This is a genomic window from Nocardiopsis listeri NBRC 13360, from assembly GCF_001570765.1.
Taxonomy (GTDB): domain Bacteria; phylum Actinomycetota; class Actinomycetes; order Streptosporangiales; family Streptosporangiaceae; genus Nocardiopsis; species Nocardiopsis listeri.
This window is the reverse complement of record NZ_BCSH01000080.1, coordinates 15,943-35,297: the sequence shown is the minus strand read 5'-3', so window position 1 is coordinate 35,297 and position 19,355 is coordinate 15,943. Positions and strand designations below refer to the sequence as shown.

The 19,355-nt window shown below is 69.0% G+C and carries 15 protein-coding genes and 2 pseudogenes; 13 read left to right on the top strand and 4 right to left on the bottom strand.

The window, feature by feature from the left end; genetic code table 11:
- Window positions 1–176 precede the first annotated feature (176 nt).
- The gene (locus NLI01S_RS21610; protein WP_067607530.1) at window positions 177–785 is read right to left on the bottom strand and encodes a GNAT family N-acetyltransferase; all 609 of its coding nucleotides are present in this window, start codon (window positions 783–785) and stop codon (window positions 177–179) included.
- 138 nt (window positions 786–923) lie between these two features.
- On the opposite strand from NLI01S_RS21610, the gene NLI01S_RS21605 reads away from it, so the two are divergent.
- The 6 genes from NLI01S_RS21605 (at window position 924) to NLI01S_RS21580 (ending at window position 8,099) form a co-directional block, all read left to right on the top strand.
- Window positions 924–2,108, top strand: coding sequence for a winged helix DNA-binding domain-containing protein (locus tag NLI01S_RS21605; protein ID WP_067607549.1), 1,185 nt, complete (start codon window positions 924–926; stop codon window positions 2,106–2,108).
- Window positions 2,109–2,225: 117 nt separating this feature from the next.
- Window positions 2,226–3,935: a hypothetical protein gene (locus NLI01S_RS21600; RefSeq protein WP_067607527.1), complete on the top strand. Its 1,710-nt coding sequence runs from the start codon at window positions 2,226–2,228 to the stop codon at window positions 3,933–3,935.
- Window positions 3,936–4,096: 161 nt separating this feature from the next.
- Window positions 4,097–5,068: a DedA family protein gene (locus NLI01S_RS21595; protein WP_067607546.1), complete on the top strand. Its 972-nt coding sequence runs from the start codon at window positions 4,097–4,099 to the stop codon at window positions 5,066–5,068.
- A gap of 126 nt (window positions 5,069–5,194) precedes the next feature.
- Complete coding sequence (lpdA, locus tag NLI01S_RS21590) at window positions 5,195–6,601, top strand: dihydrolipoyl dehydrogenase (RefSeq protein WP_067607524.1); 1,407 nt, start codon at window positions 5,195–5,197, stop codon at window positions 6,599–6,601.
- Window positions 6,602–6,793: 192 nt separating this feature from the next.
- Complete coding sequence (locus NLI01S_RS21585) at window positions 6,794–7,483, top strand: hypothetical protein (RefSeq protein WP_067607521.1); 690 nt, start codon at window positions 6,794–6,796, stop codon at window positions 7,481–7,483.
- A gap of 4 nt (window positions 7,484–7,487) precedes the next feature.
- A complete protein-coding gene (locus NLI01S_RS21580) occupies window positions 7,488–8,099 on the top strand; it encodes a mismatch-specific DNA-glycosylase (protein WP_067607518.1) in 612 nt (203 codons plus the stop codon).
- 70 nt (window positions 8,100–8,169) lie between these two features.
- Here the strand turns inward: NLI01S_RS21580 and NLI01S_RS21575 are convergent, their stop codons facing one another.
- Window positions 8,170–9,762, bottom strand: a complete 1,593-nt coding sequence (locus NLI01S_RS21575; RefSeq protein WP_067607515.1) for an OmpA family protein — start codon at window positions 9,760–9,762, stop codon at window positions 8,170–8,172.
- A 269-nt stretch (window positions 9,763–10,031) separates the two neighbouring features.
- On the opposite strand from NLI01S_RS21575, the gene NLI01S_RS21570 reads away from it, so the two are divergent.
- The 4 genes and pseudogenes from NLI01S_RS21570 to NLI01S_RS21555 all read left to right on the top strand — a co-directional run bounded on the left by NLI01S_RS21570 (window position 10,032) and on the right by NLI01S_RS21555 (window position 13,384).
- Complete coding sequence (locus tag NLI01S_RS21570) at window positions 10,032–10,625, top strand: fasciclin domain-containing protein (RefSeq protein ID WP_067607512.1); 594 nt, start codon at window positions 10,032–10,034, stop codon at window positions 10,623–10,625.
- A 729-nt stretch (window positions 10,626–11,354) separates the two neighbouring features.
- Window positions 11,355–11,945, top strand: coding sequence for a fasciclin domain-containing protein (locus NLI01S_RS21565; protein ID WP_067607543.1), 591 nt, complete (start codon window positions 11,355–11,357; stop codon window positions 11,943–11,945).
- A 110-nt stretch (window positions 11,946–12,055) separates the two neighbouring features.
- Window positions 12,056–12,647, top strand: a pseudogene (sigK, locus tag NLI01S_RS21560) (ECF RNA polymerase sigma factor SigK).
- Window positions 12,644–13,384, top strand: a pseudogene (locus NLI01S_RS21555) (anti-sigma factor). Before sigK ends, NLI01S_RS21555 begins: the two co-directional pseudogenes overlap by 4 nt.
- Before the next feature lie 93 nt (window positions 13,385–13,477).
- On the opposite strand, the gene NLI01S_RS21550 reads toward NLI01S_RS21555, so the two are convergent.
- Together NLI01S_RS21550 and NLI01S_RS21545 are read right to left on the bottom strand one after the other, a co-directional pair.
- Entirely contained in the window at window positions 13,478–14,764 is a 1,287-nt protein-coding gene (locus tag NLI01S_RS21550; RefSeq protein WP_067607509.1) for an MFS transporter, read from the bottom strand.
- A gap of 470 nt (window positions 14,765–15,234) precedes the next feature.
- A complete protein-coding gene (locus NLI01S_RS21545) occupies window positions 15,235–16,512 on the bottom strand; it encodes an MFS transporter (RefSeq protein WP_067607506.1) in 1,278 nt (425 codons plus the stop codon).
- 189 nt (window positions 16,513–16,701) lie between these two features.
- Here NLI01S_RS21545 and NLI01S_RS21540 point away from each other — a divergent pair, with 189 nt between their 5' ends.
- From NLI01S_RS21540 to NLI01S_RS21530, 3 genes are all read left to right on the top strand, one after another.
- Entirely contained in the window at window positions 16,702–17,181 is a 480-nt protein-coding gene (locus NLI01S_RS21540; RefSeq protein ID WP_067607503.1) for an Lrp/AsnC family transcriptional regulator, read from the top strand.
- 106 nt (window positions 17,182–17,287) lie between these two features.
- Window positions 17,288–18,127 (top strand): DMT family transporter, encoded by an 840-nt coding sequence (locus NLI01S_RS21535; RefSeq protein ID WP_067607499.1) that lies wholly within the window; start codon window positions 17,288–17,290, stop codon window positions 18,125–18,127.
- Window positions 18,128–18,247: 120 nt separating this feature from the next.
- Window positions 18,248–19,312 carry a DUF6924 domain-containing protein gene (locus NLI01S_RS21530; RefSeq protein ID WP_067607495.1) on the top strand — a complete coding sequence of 355 codons (1,065 nt, stop codon included), beginning with the start codon at window positions 18,248–18,250 and terminating at the stop codon, window positions 19,310–19,312.
- Window positions 19,313–19,355 lie beyond the last annotated feature (43 nt).

Sequence of the window (19,355 nt, the reverse complement as noted above, 5' to 3'; positions counted from 1 at the left end):
CCCCCAGGCCTACTCACATCTGGGCCTGATCCGCTGCGCCCAACTCCTGGACCGGTGACCGGGGGCGACCTCTGGTCACCGCACCCGAACACGCACCACGCCCCCGGGGAACCGGGCTCCCGGAAGGGAGCCGCCCCGGGGGTCGTGCGCCCACCACGGCGACCGGCGCGCCGCGTTCAACGTCGCCGAGGCCCCTCCTCCAATCGGGTACGAACCAGTGGCCACTCGGCGCGCAGCACCGAGTAGTACACCGCGTCCCGGCGCCGACCTCCCGGCATCACGTTGTAGCTGCGCAGGACACCCTCCTCCGTGGCGCCGATCCCGCTCAGCCCCCGACGAGCGCGCTCGTTCAACACGTCCGTCTTGAACTCCACCCGTTCGGCGCCCATGGCCTCGAAGGCGTGCCGCAGCAGCAGGTACTTCGCCCAGTGGTTGACGCCCCGACCACGGAAGTCGCGCCCCAGCCAGGAGCTGCCGATCTCCAGGCGCAGGTCCGGTTCCGAGAGGTTGCCGTAACTCATGCTGCCCGCGACCCGTCCTTCGACCAGGTCGGTGATGGTGAACGTGGTCCGCTTCCCCTCCTCGCTCGCCGCCAGATAGGAGTCGAAGAAGCGCTCGAAGCCCGCGGCGTCGTCCACCCTGGTGGTGAAGTGCGTCCAGATGTCGGGGTCGAGCGCCTGCTCCCGCCAGCCGTCTCGATCACCCTCCTGGAGCGGGGTGAGTCGTACGTACGCGTTCTCCAACCGGACCCGCGCCCGTTCCACCCACACGTGGTTCTCCACCATTTCGCCCCCAGACGGCTCGTCGTCACCTTCGTGTCGCAGTTTAGGGCGCCCCTTTTCTCCGTTTCGATGGGATCGGCCTCGAATCGTCGGTGTCGGTGGGTAGGGTTCCGGCACGCAACGGAACCCGGAGTGCACCCGATGGCCACCGTCCTCAGCCGCCGCGCGCTCAACCGCGCGACCCTGGCCCGCCAGTTCCTCCTCGAACGTGTGGACCTGCCGATCACCGAGTTGGTCACCCGCCTGGGCGGGCTCCAGGCGCAGACCACGCACACCTGGTACGTCGCCCTACAGAACCGGCTGCGATCCCCCGATCCGCACGAGATGGGTCGCCTTCTCACCGAGGGCGTGCTGGTCCGCATGTCGCTGATGCGCTCCACCCTGCACCTGGTGACCCCTCAGGAGGCCCGGTGGCTGCGTGGCACCACCGGTGAGGTCATGGCCAGGGACCTGGAGAACAGTTCCCATGGCAAGGCCACCGCCGGTATGGACCGATCCGCTGTTCTCGACATGGCGCGCAAGGTCCTGGAGGAAGAACCGCTCACCCCCAAGCGACTGGGAGAACGTCTGGCGGAGCACTGGCCGGGCGTTCCCGGACCGCACCTGTCCTACGTGGTGCGCTGCCTGCTTCCCGTCGTCCAGGTCCCGCCACGCGGCGTGTGGGGCGCCTCGGGACCACCGGCGTTGGCCCCCGCGGACACCTGGACCGGGCTGCCCATGGACGCCGAACCCGACCGGGAGCGCCTGGTCCTGCGCTACCTGGCCGCCTACGGACCGGCGAGCGTCCGGGACATCCAGGCCTGGTCCGGGTCGACCCGCCTCAAACCGGTGGTGGAGGACCTGCGCGACCGGCTGGTGTCCTTCCACGCCGAACAGGACGAGAAACCCGCAGGAGGCCGTAGACCCGCCAGGCCCGTCGAGCTGTTCGACCTACCCCACGCCCCTCGCCCCGGCTCCGACCTCTACCCGGACCTGCACGCCGACACCCCCGCGCCCGTCCGCTTCCTCTACGACTTCGACAACATCCTCCGCGCGTACGCCGACCGCACTCGGGTGATCTCCGACGAGGCCCGGCGCCGTATCGCCGTCCGCAACGGGATGCCTCCCTCGACGGTCCTCCTGGACGGTTCGGTGGCGGCCACGTGGAGGGTGGACCACACCCGCCCCACCCGTTCCTCCAGACACATCCGATCCCTGGAGGTGTCCCCCTTCCGCCCTCTCACCGGCTCCGAGGCCGAGGAGGTCGTGGAAGAGGGCCGCCGACTGCTCGACTTCCTCTCCCCAGGTCAGGGCGGGCGAGAGGTCCGAATCCACGACCCCGCTTGAGCTTTCGGCCTTCCTGCCCGGCCATGCCCCTCACCTGCGTCGCTGCCACCACTCGCCCGTTTCGTGCACATGCATCCGGATCACAACAAGCCCGTGCGGGTATGACAGGATTCTGGGGTGATTGAAGAGTTCCGCGCCGCGTTCCAACGGGTGCTCGACACCGCCGCCGGCCAGGCCCACGACTTCCCCGAGGCCGTGAAGGAAGCCTTCCGGCTGTCCTCCAGCGTGCCCAAAGAGGAACTCGAGATCGCCCTTGAAGCCCTGGCTCCGGTACTGGGCGACTGCGAACCCTACGCGGGTATCGCGGCCGATCTCTCCGTCCTGGCCGGTGCCCTGGCCGAATCCGGCACACCCGCCGGGCAGTCCGGTCTGGAGGTGCTGCGACAGGTCGGCAGCTACGGCCAGGCCGCCGTGGCGTTCATGCACGCCTGGGACAAGACCGGCGGCGGTACGCTGCCCGCGCCCTCCCAGGTGGGCGATGAGGAAGAGGGTCGGGTCGAGGAGGTCCTCGGCGACAACGCACCCCTGGCCACCGCCGGTTGGTGGACCGCCCAGCGCTACGGGCTCGCCGCCAAGGCGATGCTGAGCGACTCCGGTGTGCGTTCGGCCGTGCGCGCGGATCCCAGCGCCCTGGACGGACTGAGCCAGATCGTCCAGGCCCTGTCCACCCGGTTGAGCGAGTTCGGTGAGGTCGCCGAGCTTCTGCGCATGGCCGAGGTGAGTCGCGTGCTCGTCCTGGACCGCGCTTCGTGGCGAGGCTTCCGCGTCCGGTTCGACGGCGTGAGCGACAACTTCCAACTGCACACACTGCTCGCCGACGCACTGATCGGCAAGGAGGGACTGCGGCTGTCCGGTACCCGCCCCGACCCCCGCTGGGTGGTCGCCTCCCAGGACGGTCAGGTGGATCCGCTGGCCGACGTGGTGCGCGGTGAGTGGGACCTGGTCGGCGGCGACGGTACCTGGTTGGGCAACGAGGCCTGCCCCGGGGACATCCCCGAGGTGGACGGTGAACGCGTCCTCGTCCTGGAGCCCCAGTCACTGTCGCACTCCTGGCGGGCCGGGCGACGTCACCCGCACATCGTCGGCGCTCTCACGGTCCTGTCCGAACTGCACGCGGACGAGGCCGCCGCCTGGTGGTCGCGCCTCCACCCGGCGGGAAGCGTCCGTCACCCCATGGCTCCGGCGATCGAGAACGAGGACACCGGCTCGTACCGGCGGCCCCCTCGGCACTTCGGTGTGGCCGCGCACTTCGCCGAGGTGGACTCGGGCCCGTTGTCCGCCCCGTTCTCCGGCCTGGACCCGGATCTCGACGCGCCCGGCCCCGAAACGCGCTCCGACGACCCCGCACCGGACTTCGACTCCCTCTTCGGCGGTGGGTCTCCGTTCGACGACGATCCCCTCGGCCCCTCCTCGGCCCACGTCGAGGAGGACGAACCCGACGAATTCGTGGTGCCCGCCCATTGGGCGAGTGCCCCACCGCCACAGATCGACGAGGAGTCGCACTCGATCCCGGACCCGGGCCCCTTCCGCGACCCCGATCCGTTCGGCAACGCGCGAAACGACGCGTACTCGCCATCTTGGACCGACGCCCTCGACTCACCTTCCTGGGGCGATGCCCTCGACTCGCCCTCCTGGCCGGACACCCCGGCTTCACCCCGTCGGGACGACCCCCTCGATCCGCCTTCGTCGGACGAGACCTCCGAGGAGACGGAAGAGGAGGACCTCCCACCCGGTCGCCGACTGCTGCCGCCGATGCCACCCGGCGTCTCGGACGCCTCCACCTGGGCGCCGCACTGGAAGTGGCCGCTGGACCCACCCCGGCGCTGACGGCACCGGGACCACACGGCCCGGAACGACCTACCCTGTGACGTGTGTGGAACCGCAGGACACATGACACGTGTCATCTCGCATCCACGCGCGACTCACACCACTCCGGTGACTCCTACGACTACTGCGCGAGTGGGACCTCGCGGGAACCTGGGGACATGATGACGACGCCCGTTCCCCGGCACGACGCCGACTCGAACCCTGGTGCCGACGGCGATCCGAACAGCACCCGCCGACCCACCCGTGATGAGGCCCTGAAGGCCGCGGAGGAGGCCTGGGGCGTACGGGAGGCGGAGCTCGGCAAGGAGATCCTCCGCTCCATGAAGCCGTGGAAGGGCGAGATGCAGCGCCAGGACAAGGCGCTGCTCGCCGCCGCCCTCATCCTTCCGGCGCTGATGCTGCTCACCCTCCCGCTGCGTCCGCTGTTCATCGCCGATCACCCTCTGGCCCTGGCCCTGGTCACCGGAAGCCACGCCGCGGTCGGTGCCGCCTCCGCCTTCGTGAGCGTCGGGGAGGGTTCCCTGTGGCTGGTGGTCCTGGCCGGTGTGATCGGCAAGATCAAGATCGACTGGGTGTTCTGGTGGTTGGGCCACCGTTGGGGCCGGGGCATCGTCAACTTCCTCGTCCAGGGTGAGCGAGGGCGCCGCTTCGCCGACCGCCTGGAGACCATGAACCCGTGGGTGATGCGCGTCCTCATCCCGCTGAGCTACCTGCCGGGCGTCCCCGCGGGCATCCCCCACGTGATGGCCGGCGCCAACGGGATGCGGCTGCGCACCTACCTCCTCCTGGACGCCTTGGGCGCCCTCATGATCACCGCGTTCGTCGCCTACGTCGGATACGCCTCCGGCCAGACCGGGGTGGACCTCGTCCTGATGGTCGACAAGTACGCCCTGTGGATCATGCTCGCGCTCATCTTCGGCATGGCGTTGTACCCGACCTTCACCGCCGGTCGCGACCAGAAGGCGCGCAAGAAGGAGGCCTTGGAGCTGGCCGCCGCCGAATACGACGCCGAGACCGCCCGGATCGAGTCCGAGGGCTCCGGAAGTACGTCCAGCGACTCCGGAGCCGCCTCCGGAGCGGGAGACTCCACCCCCACCACACCCAGCCCCACCAGCGACGACCACGCCAAGTGACGTCATCGGAACGATCGGTCGCACACGGGTGGCCCGTGCGCGGCTAGGCTGGAGTCCGGCAATCCGACACCCCGGGCAAGCCGGCTGCGCTGGGTGCGTCACAAACACACTCAAGGAGATCCCGTCATGGGACAGCGACACTTCGATCTGGTGGTCCTCGGCGCCGGGCCCGGCGGTTACGTCGCGGCGATCCGCGCCGCCCAACTGGGTCTCACGACCGCGATCGTCGAGGAGAAGTACTGGGGCGGGGTCTGCCTCAACGTGGGCTGCATCCCTTCCAAGGCACTCCTTCGCAACGCGGAGCTCGCGCATCTGTTCCACAACGACGCCGACACCTTCGGCATCAAGGTGGAGGGCAAGGTCGAGTTCGACTACGGCAAGGCGTTCAGCCGAAGCCGTGAGGTCGCGGACGGCCGGGTCAAGGGTGTCCACTTCCTCATGAAGAAGAACAAGATCACCGAGCTCAACGGGCGCGGCACCTTCGTGGACGACCACACCATCGAGGTGCGGAACGCGGACGGGGAGACCGAGTCGATCACCTTCGACAACTCGATCATCGCCGCCGGCTCCTCCACCAAGCTCATCCCGGGCACTTCGCTCTCCGAGCGCGTCGTGACCTATGAGGAGCAGATCCTCGCCGAGGAACTGCCCGGGAGCATCATCATCGCGGGCGCCGGCGCCATCGGTGTCGAGTTCGCCTTCGTGATGGCCAACTACGGGGTCGACGTCACCATCGTGGAGTTCCTCGACCGCATGGTGCCGGCGGAGGACGAGGAGGTCTCCAAGGAGATCTCCCGCGCCTACAAGAAGCTCGGCGTGAAGGTCCTGACCTCCACCAGGGTGGAGAACGTCGAGGACTCCGGTTCGGGTGTGCGGGTCACGGTCACCGACAAGGACGGAGAGCAGCGGACCCTGGAGGCCGACAAGCTGCTCCAGGCGATCGGTTTCTCCCCCAACGTCGAGGGCTACGGTCTGGACAAGGCCGGGGTGGAACTCACCGACCAGGGCGCGATCGGTATCGACTCCCGAGGTCGCACCAACGTGCCGCACATCTACGCGATCGGCGACGTCACCGCCAAGCTCATGCTGGCGCACACCGCCGAGGCCATGGGCATCGTCGCCTCGGAGACCATCGCGGGCGCCGAGACGCAGGAGATCGACTACCGCTTCATCCCGCGCGCCACCTACTGCCAGCCCCAGATCGCCAGCTTCGGCTACAGCGAGGCCCAGGCGAGGGAGGCCGGCTACGACGTCCAGGTCGCCAAGTTCCCGTTCATGGCCAACGGCAAGGCCCACGGGCTCGGCGACATCCGCGGCTTCGTCAAGATCGTCTCGGACGGGAAGTACGGCGAGTTCCTGGGCGCCCACATGGTGGGACCGGACGTCACCGAGCTGCTGCCGGAGCTGACCCTGGCCCAGCAGTGGGATCTGACGGTGCACGAGGTGGCTCGCAACATCCACGCCCACCCGACCCTGAGCGAAGCGGTCAAGGAGGCCGTGCACGGCCTGGCCGGGCACATGATCAACTTCTGAACCACCGCGTCACGGCCGACCACGTCGGGTTCGGCCACGAGGTGACTCGGAAACGGGGCCGGGCCGAGGGGATGTCCCCGGCCCGGCCCCGCCGTCCGTGCCCCCGTGGTTCCCGGAGTTGCTAAGTTTCCCTGTGTGTCCCCCGCCGGCGCCCCTCCCACGTGCCGGCGCACCCCGAACCGAAAGCCACCCATGCGCCTGATTCCGTCCACTCCCCTGTCATGCCTGGGCACGGCCGTCGCCGCGGTCGTCATCGGCGGTTTCGTCCTCGTCGGCTGCGACGTGGTCGACCTCGACCTGGATATGAACCTGTCCAGCGGCGACGGCTCGGAGTCACCGGACGAGGAGGCGAGCGCGAGTCCCAGCCCCGGCGAGGAGGAGGCCGAGGAACAGGAGGACTCCTCCTACGGGCTTCCCGAGTCGTGTGAGACGGCGGGTGCCGCCCAGATCGTCGGCGACCTCGCCCCCGGCACCGTCCTCACCGAGGAGAGCGGAGAGATCGACGGGGTCGACGACGCCGAACAGCTCTCCTGCACCTACAGCGACGGGAACGCCGAGCCGGGCACTCCGTCCTTCACCCTCCTGTTCACCTCCGGCGCCGACCCGAGCGCCAACCCGGACGTCATCGAGGTTCCCGGTTCGGAGGCCGAGATGAACTGGGAGGTGGACGTCGACGTGGACGTGGACACCTACCACACGGAGGAGTCCGACGACCTCGACGGCGACCTGGAGTACGTGGGCACCGTGGACGGCTCCAGCCGCCACCTGTACCTGCGACTGCCCGGCGACTTCCACGTCACCGCCATCGTCTTCAACGAAGACGTCGAGCGGGGCGACCTGGAGCGTGTCGTGTTGCAGGCCGCCGGTCAGATCCGAAACTAGTGTCATGGATGGTGAAGCAGGGCGCGGGCCCACACGAGGGGTCGGTGGGCTGAGCCGAGAGGAGCTCGACGCCGGCCGCGACCTCCTGGTGCCCGACGTACTCGTCGAAGGGTTGTCGGTGGTGTTCTGCGGGCTCAACCCCGGGCTGACCAGCGCGGTGCGCGGACACCACTTCGCCACCCCCGGCAACCGCTTCTGGCCATCACTGGGCCGGTCCGGGTTCACCCCGGGCCACTACACCCCCGACCGGGAGTGGGAGCTGCCCCGGCTGGGATTGGGGATCACCAACCTCGTCGCGCGCACCACCCGCGGTTCGGACGAACTCGCACCCGAGGAGTTCGTCCAAGGCTTCGAAGAGCTGCGCGACAAGATCCTCGACCTGGCCCCCGCGTGGTTGACGTTCCTGGGCATCACCGGTTACCGGGAGGCCTTCGGGGTCAAGCGACCAAAGGTCGGCCCCCAGGAGGAGACCATCGGTCGAACCCGACTGTGGTTGCTGCCCAACCCGAGCGGGCGCAACGCCCACTACACGCCCGTGATGTTGACCGAGGAGTTCGTCCGGCTCCGGGTCGCCGCGGGCCTGCCCGACCGTTCGGCGGACACCGACTCACCCTGAGAGTCGGCCCGGGAAACGACGACGGAGGGGGCCCGACACGATGTCGGGCCCCCTCCCTGTTCACGTACCCCTAGTACTCCACCGGGATCTCCTCGAACTCACCGAAGGGGCCGGCGCGCATCGTGAGCTCCTCGATGTCCACCGGCGGGGCGGGGAACACCGCGACCAGCTCGTGGGTGTTGCCGGGCTGGATCGTGTGCACCTCCTCGGCGAAGCTGCTGTAGCGGTTCTCGCCGAAGTCCATCTGCGCCACGTAGCGGACCAGTCCGCCCTCCGGCTCGTACAGCTGGAACCCGCCCAGGGTGCCCTTGTTGAACTGCTCGGGGCCACCGGCCACCGTCTCACTGCCGCCCAGCTCGGGGGCGAGTGGTTCGTCGGTGGTGTTGGTCATCGCAACGGTGCCGATGACGTAGGCGCCGTCGCGACGCAACGGGTAGATCTCCAGCCGGATCCCGTTCTCCTCCCCCTCGGCGACCACGGAACCCGGGTCGTCGCTGTAGGGGGCGGGCCAGGTCACGTTGCGCTGGGCCACGCCGAGGCCGTCGTCGTCGTACTCCTCGTCCTCGGTGGCCTCCACCGTCGGGTTGAAGACGTAGGAGAACTCCACTCGCCGGTTGCGGGCCCGCGCCTCCTCGTCGTCGGAACCACCCTCGCGGGCGATGGGCTCGCGTTTGCCGCGACCATCGACCTCCAGTTGGTAGTCGGTCCCGAGTTCCTCGGCGAGCAGGTCCCGCACGCTCTCGGCGCGCTCCACCGACAGGTTGTCGTTGTAGGCGTCGTCACCGATGCCGTCGGTGTGGCCGACCACGGTGATGCTGGGCTCGTCGGGGTCGACGTTCTGGGCCAGGGTGGTGGCGGCGCGGCGGACCACGTCCTCGGCGTCGTCGGTCAGGTCCGAGCGGTCGAACTCGAACATCACGTCCGAGTGCAGCGAGATGATCTCGCGGTCGCCGTCCCGGGTGGTGGAGGCGATCTCGGAGTCGACGAAGCTCTGTACCCAACCCTCGTCGGCGAGGGCGTCCTCGTCGGGGCGACGGTTGGCGAAGACGAGGTTCTCGCCCCGTGCGGGCGGATCGTCCAGGGTCAGGTGGTCGGGCCCGTTGGGGTTCTCCGGGTCCTCCCGCTCGGTCTCCACGTCCTGGACGGGGATGCCGGTCATGGCGCCCAGTCCGCTGCCCACGAACGTCACCTGGGACACCTCGTCGGGGATGCGTGGGAAGTAGCGGGTGTACTCGTTGGTGACCCCGTCGTGCACCGGGTAGAGCCCGTCCTCGTTGGGGCTCTCCGATCCGTACTTGAGGCCCTCGTCATCGAGGAACTGTCGGTAGACGCGTCCGGTGAGGGGGTCGACCAGGGTGTGGGCCATGCTCAGGTTCCGGTTGGGCCCGGCGAAGTCGTCCAGGTAGGTGACCTCGTAGTGCATGACCGTGTAGTCGTCGGTGCGCTCCAGTCCGGTGACGGCGAAGCGCATCTCGGCGTCCTGTCCGGTGTCCTGGAAGATGCGTCCCTCGCGTACGTAGGGGAACTCCTCCCTGACCTCGGGCGGTCCGGACGCGTCTCCGAAGGTTTCGGACCACCAGTCGGACACGGGGGCGCAGCCACTGAGGAGGAGGCTGCCCGAGACCATGAGCGCGACCACGGTTAGGTGCTTCTTCCGCGCCATGTGGGGGAACTCCGATCGTTGAGAGGACGTACCGGCAACATCTTCCTGCACTCACGGGGTCGAACCGACCACGGTGCCCCATGAAGAGTCACGGCACCCGCCCTGGCCAGCCATGACCCGTATAGGCGGATTCCGCGTCGAGGCGTTCCGGGGCGTTGGCCGGTACTCCGTTCCGCGTTCGCGCGTATGCGCGTCGCGACTCTCCACACAAGCGATTCGGACGTAGCGTGATGAGTTCGTAATGTCGAGTCGTCATATCGGGACGGACGATGCACCGAACCACCCTCACGGCCGGGTGCGCCGCACTCCTCCTCTCCCTCGCCGCCTGTTCCGGTGGGAACGGCCAGAGCGAAGAACACGGCCCCGGTGTCGAGGCCGATGTCGAACCGGTCAGAGCCTTCGGCCCCGGCTGCGCGGACTTCCCCGACACGGGACCCGGGAGTCTCTCTGCGATGGCCGACCGCACCCTCTCCACCGCCATCGCGGACAACCCCTTGCTGGGCCGCCTGGCCGAGGTACTGGAGCGGTCCGGTCTGGGGCCGGACCTGGACACGGCCGACGACATGACCCTGTTCGCACCCGTCGACGACGCCTTCGACATGTACCCCACCCCCCAGATCCAGGGCCTGCTGGACTCCCCCGACGGACCGGCGCACCTGCTGGGCCACCACGTCGTCCTCGGCGAGTTCGGCAGCGCCGACCTGGACGGTGGCTCCTTCGACACCCTCAACGGCGACCGGATCCGCGCCACCGCGAACGAGGGCGAGTACACGATCGACGGCTACGCCCCGGTGGTCTGCGCCGACGTACGGACCGACAACGCCACCGTCCACGTGGTGGGCATGCTCCTCATCCCGTCCTGACGCATCCCCACATGGACCGCGGAGCCCACGTCGACGGTGTTCGCTCGGTGGATCCCGACTCCTCGGAGAAAGTCCCGGAAAAGTCGTCGACCGACCCATCCGCCCCCGCCTCGGCGCCGAATACCCGACATGAGCACCGGGACACGAGGGCCACAACGCCCACCACGCGACAACCGACGAGGGGTCGTCGGGGTGGGCCTGGGCCTGCTCGTCGTCGGGGCGGCCCTCGGATTCGGTGAACTCATCGCCGGGCTGACGCGTGCCACCTCGCCGGTGGTCACGGTCGGCGACACGCTCGTCGACAACAGTCCCCCGTTCCTCATGGAGTGGGCGATCTCGCTCTTCGGCATGGCCGACAAGGCCGTACTGATCACCGGGGTTCTGGTCGTCCTCGTCCTGGCCGGCGCGCTGCTCGGTGTCGTGTCACTGCGCCGCCCGGCCGTCGGATACGCGGGTCTGCTCCTGTTCACGGTGGCGGGGCTCGCCGCCGTGGCCCTCCGTCGCGCCGATGACCCGGGGGCGGCCTCGGCCGTGGTCGTCGGCGGGGCGGCGGGCGCCGTGACGCTGTGGCTCCTTCTCAGGAGTGCTCGCCCGGCCCTCGAAACCGGGGGAGGGAAAGGGGAGCCTCGGGCACCGGCGGAAGCGGATGGTGGCGCACCACCCGCGCCGGGGCCGGACCGAGGACCGGGGAGGCGCGGTTTCGTACTCACCGCCACCGCTGCCGCCGCCGTGCTCGCCTTCGGACTTTCGGCCTGTGGCGACATGGACGGCGCGTCCGAGGAGTCCCCGGAGATGGGTGACGCCGAGGAGACCATGGAGAGCACCGACGAGGGCATGGAGACCGCGGGCGAGAACTTCGGCCCCGGCTGCGCCGACGTGCCCGAAGACGGTGACGGCAGCTTCGAGGGCATGGCCCAGGACCCGGTCGCCACCGCGGCCTCCAACAACCCGCTCCTGTCCACACTGGTCAGCGCCGTGGAGGAGGCGGACCTGGTCGACACCCTGAACTCCGCCGAGGACATCACCGTCTTCGCTCCCGCCAACGACGCGTTCGAGGCGATCCCGCAGGAGGACCTGGACGCGCTGATGGCCGATCAGGAGCAGCTCACCGAGGTGCTGACCTACCACGTCGTCGAGGGCCGACACTCCCCCGAGGACCTGGCGGAGGGCACGTTCACCTCCCTACAGGGCGAGGACGTCACCACCAGCGGCTCCGGCGAGGAGTTCACCGTGAACGACGAGTCCCAGGTGGTGTGCGGCAACGTACAGACCGCGAACGCCACCGTCTACATCGTCGACACCGTGCTGATGCCTTCCTGATGGGAGGCTGAACCGGGCACCCGGGCGGCTCGAACTTCGAGGACGGGCCGCCCGGGACCACCCATCGCACCGGAACCACCAGACCACGACTCCCCACCGGAAGGCCGTAGATGGACAGGGCAGCGGCGGCACCGCAGGAGTCCTCCCCGGAGGGCCCTCTCGGCTTGGAGGATCTTCTGCGCCGTGTGGCGCGCGGCGAGGAACAGGCGTTCGACAGGGTGTACGACCTGATCGGCCCGACCGTGTACGGGCTGATCAAGCGTGTTCTACGGGACCCCACCCAGTCGGAGGAGGTCGCCCAGGAGGTGCTGGTGGAGGTGTGGCGCAGTGCCTGTCGTCACGACCCGCGCCGGGGAAGCCCCCAGGCGTGGGTGATGACCCTGGCCCACCGCAGGGCGGTGGACCGGGTGCGTTCGGAGCAGGCCGCCGCCGAACGGGAGTCCCGGGTGGCGGCGGCCGACACCGAACGCCCCTACGACCAGGTGGCCGAGGAGGCCACGAACCGGCTCGAACGCGAACGCGTCCGACGTTGTCTGGAGAACCTCACGGAACTCCAGGAACAGTCGGTGCGTCTGGCCTTCTACGGCGGCTATACCTACCGTGATGTGGCACGCCTGTTGTCGACGCCCCTGGGCACCGTCAAGAACCAGGATGCGCGACGGACTCATTCGACTCAGGGACTGTTTGGGGGTGGAGTGGTGAGGAGGTCACTCGGCCCGGACCTGCACACACTGACCGGAACCTACGCGTTGAACGCCCTCACTCCGAGCGAGAGCGTGCGCTTCGAGGACCACTTGGCCGACTGCGACTCCTGCGTACAGGAGGTGCGGGGTTTCACCGAGACCTCCGCGCGGTTGGGCGCCACGGTCGCCGAGACACCGCCCGCGGGGCTTCGGGCAAAGGTGTTGGAGGAGGTCTCCCGAACCCGCCAGCTCGCCCCCGCCCCCGAACGTCTGCCCGAACCCCGCCGCCGCGGACTTCCATGGACGCTGGGTCTGGTGTTGGCCGCGTCCCTGGCCGCGATCCTCGCCCTGGGCGCGGTGGTGCTCGACCAACGTGACCAGGTGAACGAGCTGCGTACCAACGAGCAGCAGATCGCCGCGGTGCTGGCCGCGCCGGACGCCGTCACCACCAGCGCCGAGCCCATGGAGGACGTGAGCGTGACGGTGGTGCACTCCGAGCACCTGGGTGAGATGGTGTTCAGCGCGCACGGTCTGGATGACCTGAACGACGAGGACTAGCAGCTGTGGCTGACCCGGACGGACGGGTCGGTCTACTCGGCCGGGATGCTCTCGGTCGACGAGGAGGGTTTCGTCCTCCCGGTTCTGGCCACCCCGCAGGACGAGGAGACCGACGGCGTCGCCGTCACCGTCGAGCCCGAGGGCGGGTCCGAGCAGCCCACCTCCGATCCGGTGATGGCCATGCCGGTCACCGGCTGACCGACTCCGACGCCCCGAGCGCGCCGTGATCCCGCAGGACCAAGGGGTCACGGCGCGCTCGGCGGACGGCACGGGCGGCGGGGGGAGGGCTCCTCAGAGGACGGCGACCTCCTCCGGGCGGGGCAGGGTGCGCATGGTGGTTCCGAGGGTGAAAAGCGCGGCCGACACCGACACCACCGCCATCGTCACGAACACCGGGATCGGGCCGGCCAGGTCGAAGACCAGCCCCACCCCGACGATGCCGATCGGCTGGGACAGCAGCGCCATGAACGTCACCGCGCCCAGGGCCCGCCCCTGGTGGTGGTCGGGCACCGTGGCGGCCACGTAACCGTAGAAGACCGCGTTGACGCAGGGGACCGCGGCGAAGACGAACGCCACGATCACCCCCAGCGGAAGCACTCCGGGCGTGACCGCCAGGACGAGTGCGCAGACCGGGGCCGACCACGCGGTGAAGAGGAAGATCCGGGAGGGGCTCACGGCCCGCAGCACCGGACCGGCGACCAACGCTCCGGCCAACCCGCCCATCCCGGCCAGCGACACGGTCACACCGACCAGCAGGTTGGAGGCACCTCGTTCGTTCGCGGTGGCGATGATCGCGAGGAACACACCCGTCTGGGTGAAGGCGAGGTTGAACCCGATGATCCAGCACATCATCGGCCGCAGGATCGGGTGCCGGGTCAGGAGCGCGAACCCGGTGACGGTGCCGCGCAGGGTCCACCGTTCCCCTCCGACGCGCCGAGGAGCCTGCATGGGTCGGCGGATGCGCAGGAGCAGCGCCGTGGACAGCAGGTAGCAGACCGCCTCGGCGAGGAACGGGAAGGCGCGGCCCAGACCGAACAGTGAACCGGCGAGCGGCGCGCCCAGCGCGGTGGTGCTGAAGAAACGGATCTGGTTCTGCGCCGACGCGCTCGCGATCTGCGAGGGCGGCACGAGCTGTTTGATCGCCGCCATGGCCACCGGGTTGGAGATGCCCATGAGGGCCGATGAGGTGACCGCCACCCCGATGACGAGTGGCACGTCGGCCTCACCGTTGAGCAGTATCGAGGCGAAGGCGACGAGGAGCAGGAGCCGTCCGATGTCGCAGACGAGCAGGATGGCGCGCCGGTCGACGTGGTCGGCGAGGGTTCCTCCGACCACTGCCATGATCATGGTGGTGGCCACCTGTGCGGCGCCGATGACGCCCGCCTGGGAGGCGGAGCCGGCCAGGAGGAGGATCAGCAGGGGGTAGGCGACCTCGCCGCTCTCCTTGCCCAACCCCGCGAAGAAGCGGCTGGTCCACAGGGCTTGGAAGTCCTGGTTGCGGATGAGCGGGGCGGGCCCCTCGGCCCCGTTCCCCGGTCGTTCCGGGTGGAGGTAGGGCTGTGGCCGTTCCATGGTCATTGTGTGCGACTTCCCGTGGTGTGCCCGCGGGGAGCCGGGCTTCCCCGACCCCGCCTCCGGCGTGCTGAGCCGTTGTTCCCCTCGGGGTCGGGGCGATCAGGGAGGGAATTCGGGGTACGCGAAATAAGGGCGTGCGGGGGGTGGGATGCTCATGTGACCATTATGCGCCCGTTGGAGACATTGACGAGCTTCTGAGGCCGAATGTGGCACATATCCATGAAAGTGGCCACTATTGGCCGTTTGTGCACGTGCATGCTCCTGTTCTCCTGTGCCTTTCGTCCCGAGAAAACGGGACTCGGGGCAATCAGAGGGGCGGAAGTGATGTTTTCGAGTGACCGTCCTCACCGATTCCCCCTTTCGGGACACCGGTCGGCAGGCAGAAAGGGGATCGGTGGTGCGGCCCCTTCCTTCCGGGGCCCAGAAGGCCTCGCCCCGGAAAGGCCCACGCCCCTCTCCCCGGCGACGTCCGATCAGGCGTGGAGGAGCTCCGCCCCGTCCCGACGGGGACGCCGCCCCCGCGCCGCCGCTTCGATGGTCCACGGGGTGCGTTCGACGTAGGCGACGACCGCCGCCACCACGAGCGAACCTCCGGCGACCAGGACGTAGGAGGCGGTCCAGCCCCCGGTGAGCTCGCTCAGCAGTCCGAACAGCAGCGGCCCGCCCAGGGCGATCCCGCTGCCGGCCCCCTGCACGAACCCGGACAGGGCGGCGGCGCCCCGGGCGGTGGAACTTCGGGCGTTGATCATGGTCATCGTGACCACGAACAGGCTGGTGCCCAGTCCAAGGAAGAGGACCCACACGACGGCGAGCCCCGGTGCCAGCGCCACCCCCAGGTAACCGATCCCGTAACCGGACAGTCCCAGGGCGACGATCGGGAAGGTGTCGGCGGTGCGCAGGGTGACCGCGGGCGCGACCAGGCCGAACAGCAGGCTGGTGCCGACCATCAGCGAGACCATGCTCCCCGCGGCGGCGGGGCCGTGCCCGGCGTCGCTAAACAGGGCCGGAAGCCAGGTGAAGAGCGTGAAGACGTTCCAGGTCACCATGCCGAAGAGCAGCGCCATCCGCCAGGCCATGCCGACCCGCAGGATGGGACGGGCCAGGGGCCGATCATCTCCCATCGTCGTGGTCGGGGAGGCCACGGGGCCACTCTGGCGCCACTGCACGGCCCACAGGAGGGCGGCGACGAGGGCGATGCCCGACCAGGCGCCCAGGGCGACCCGCCACCCGGCGACCTCGGCCAGGGGTACGGCCACCAGCGGCGGGAAGAGCGCGCCGAGGTGGATCGCGACCATCTGGACGGTGCTCAGCGCGGCGATCCGGTCGGGGAAGTACTGCTTGATCAGGGGCGGCAGCACGACGTTGCCGAGGGCCGCTCCGGTGAGGGCGACACCGGTGAGCGCGAGCAACGCTCCGGTGTCGGGGGCCAAAGCCCGCAGGACCTGCCCGATGCCGGTGAGCAGCATGCTCAGGGTCGCCGTGGCCTCGGCGCCCAGACGACGCATGATCGCGGGGGTGACCAGGCCGAAGATCGCGAAGGCGACCAGCGGCAGGGTGCCGAAGACACCGACGACGGTGGCGGTGAACCCGAGTTCTCCGCCCACGGTGGTCAGCAGCGGGGACAGTGAGGTGACGACGAGGCGCAGGTTGAGCGCCGCGCAGACGATCGCGACCAGGGCCAGGACGCGGCCCCGTGTCACGGGGCCCACCGACGATCGGTCGGTGCCGGCCGCGGCAGAGGAAGGTCTCATGGTGACGGGACGTCCCTTTGTTGTGCGGTGGTGCGTCGTTGCACCGGAGCGTGGTCGACCGGCGGGCGACACTGCCGACCAGGAGAGGATCACCCTCTGGCGAGCCAAATACGACCTTTTCCCTCAGATGTTACGCATACACCGGAGTTGAACTCAACATTCCGTATTAAATACGGATAGGCTCCGTGTATGGCTGATATTGACGAACTAGATACGGCGATCCTGGCCGAACTCCAGTCGGACGCACGGAAGACCAACCGCGACGTGGCCGCGGCGGTGGGCGCCTCGCCCACCACGACGCTCGATCGCACCCGCGCACTGCGGGAAAGGGGTGTGATTCGCGGCTCACTGCTGGACGTGGACCTGGAACTGATCGGTCGCCCCGTCCAAGCGCTCATCACCGTGAGCGTCGTGAAACCCTCGCGGCACAACATCGAGGCGTTCCGCGACTGGGTCCGTTCCCTACCGGAAACGCTGTCGGTCTTCGTGACGTCGGGTGAGGAGGACTTCCTGGTGCACGTCGCCCTGCCGGACAACAACAGCCTGTACGCGTTCGTGGTGGACAAGCTCACCGAACGCCCCGAGGTCGCCGACGTGCGCGCGTCGATCGTCTACGAGCACCTGCGCAACCACGCCGTCACCCCCGCCACCACGCGCACCCGCCCCTGAGTCGGAACATCCGCCGCCCACACCCTGTGGGCGAACCCGACCAGGTCGAGGACGGGGGCCAGGACCTACTCTTGCCGGATCCTTCGAACCTTGCGCGAGAGGTCCAATGACCACACCCGTCCTCGCCGCGGTCCTGGTGGCCGCGCTCCTGCACGCAACGTGGAACGCGATCGCGCACGCCATCACCGACCGGCTGCTCGGGTTCGCCCTCATCGGGCTCGGCGGGATGCTCGCCACCCTGCCCCTGTTGCTCGTGGCCGGGCTCCCGCCGGTCGAGGCCTGGCCGGTTCTGCTCGGGTCACTCGTCGCGCACGTGCTCTACCTGGGCCTGCTGATGTTGTCCTACCGGACCGGTGACTTCGGGCAGGTGTACCCGTTGGCGCGTGGCACCGCCCCGTGGGTGGTGGCGCTCATCGGCGTGGTGGTGTTCGGTGACGCCCTGCCGCCGAACGAATTCGCCGGGGTGCTGACGGTGTCCGCGGGACTGATGGTGCTGGTGTTCGCGAACGGCGTGCCCCGTAGAGAACACGCCCCGGCGCTACTGGCGGCCTTCGCCACGGGGCTCGCCATCGCCACCTACACGGTGGTGGACGCCTACGGAGTACGCCTCACGGAGGATCCGACCGGATACATCGCCTGGATCATGTGTCTTCAAGGGCCGGTGTTCCTCTTGGTCGCCCTGGTCACCCGGCGGAGAAGGCTGATGGAACAACTGCGTCCCATGTGGAAGATCGGCCTGCTGGGCGGGGCGGTGAGCGCGGGCGCGTACGGGCTGGTGCTGTGGGCCCAACTGTCGGGGGCGGTCGCCGGCATCGCGGCACTGCGCGAGACCAGCATCGTCTTCGCCGCCGTCATCGGCCTGGTCTTCTTCCACGAACGGTTCGGTCCGGTGCGCGTCGTCGCTTCGGTGGTGGTGGTCGTCGGGGTCCTCCTCCTTGCTCTTTGAGCCCGCCCCGATCCCCCGGAGCGGTCCACGACGTTCTCCCTAACGCACGTCGCGCGTTTTGTCGGCACGGCGTGCTATCCAGGCCTTTCCACCACTTTCATCAAATGTAAGGTGCCTCCCATGCGCCCCCCTTCCCCGCTCTTCCTTCCGTCCTTCCCCGCAGAGGAGAAGATCACGGTCTTCCTCGTGGTTCGTACCGCCTACGACGACCAGGAAGCGTGGCAGGACACGCTCTCGTACCTGTCCGACCTGCCCGGCGTGCTTGCGCACCCACCGCTCCCCCAGTCGGAACACGACGGCCGAGAGGACGTTCCCCCTTCCAACGACCAGCGCCTGCTCCTGGTGGACGACCCCGCCTGGCGGAACGCCACCACCGCCGAGGTCCACTCGGCCCTGGAGCAGGCCGGGTCCGAGCTCCCGCACATGGTGCTGCTGGCGGACGAGCGCACCATGGCCGACCCCGTGCACCGCCCCCTCCTGGCCTTCACCACCTCTTCCCAGGACCAGGACACACCGCAGGAGCACCCTTTCGTCCCCCACGAGCACGTGCTGCGGATCGGAGTCCGCCAGGCCTCCATGCTCTACCTGGTGTCCGATCACGGAGGCCATGACCTGGAAGAGTGGAAGGTCACCCTGCCCGAGGAACCCGACGAGGTCTTCGGCGCCGAGCTGGACCTGCTGGCCTCCCCTCCTCGCTACCGCCCCCTCACGGGACGTCCGCCGCGTCTGCCCGTCAGCGAGGACCCACTGCTCGTACGCACCCATCACGGTGACGACGAGGCATGGAAGGCGGTCGTGAAGGCCGTACGCGCTCCCGTCTTCGACGACGAGGAATTCGAGCGGCCCGAGGAGGACCCCGACCTCTTCTACGCCTATGTCCACGTGGTGGACGACAGCGGCTACACCGGGCTGTCCTTCGAGCAGCTCATGCGCCTGTCGCCCCACGACGAGCACACCTTCCTGATCGTCGCGGACGAGCTGACCATGCTCGACCCCCGGCATCCGCTGTTGGTGGTGGACCTGTGGGACCAGCCCGGCAGATCCTTCCGAGCCGTGCCGGGGGCGATCCCGTCGATCCAGATCAACCTGTCCCTCGTCAACATGGACTTCGACGACTTCCACTGTGACGAGGGTTTCATCCAGTACTGGGAGACCGAGCACGAGGACGGCGCCGAGGTCCTGTGAGGCCACGGGCCTCCCGGGCCCGCCGGGGCCGATGACCGAGCGG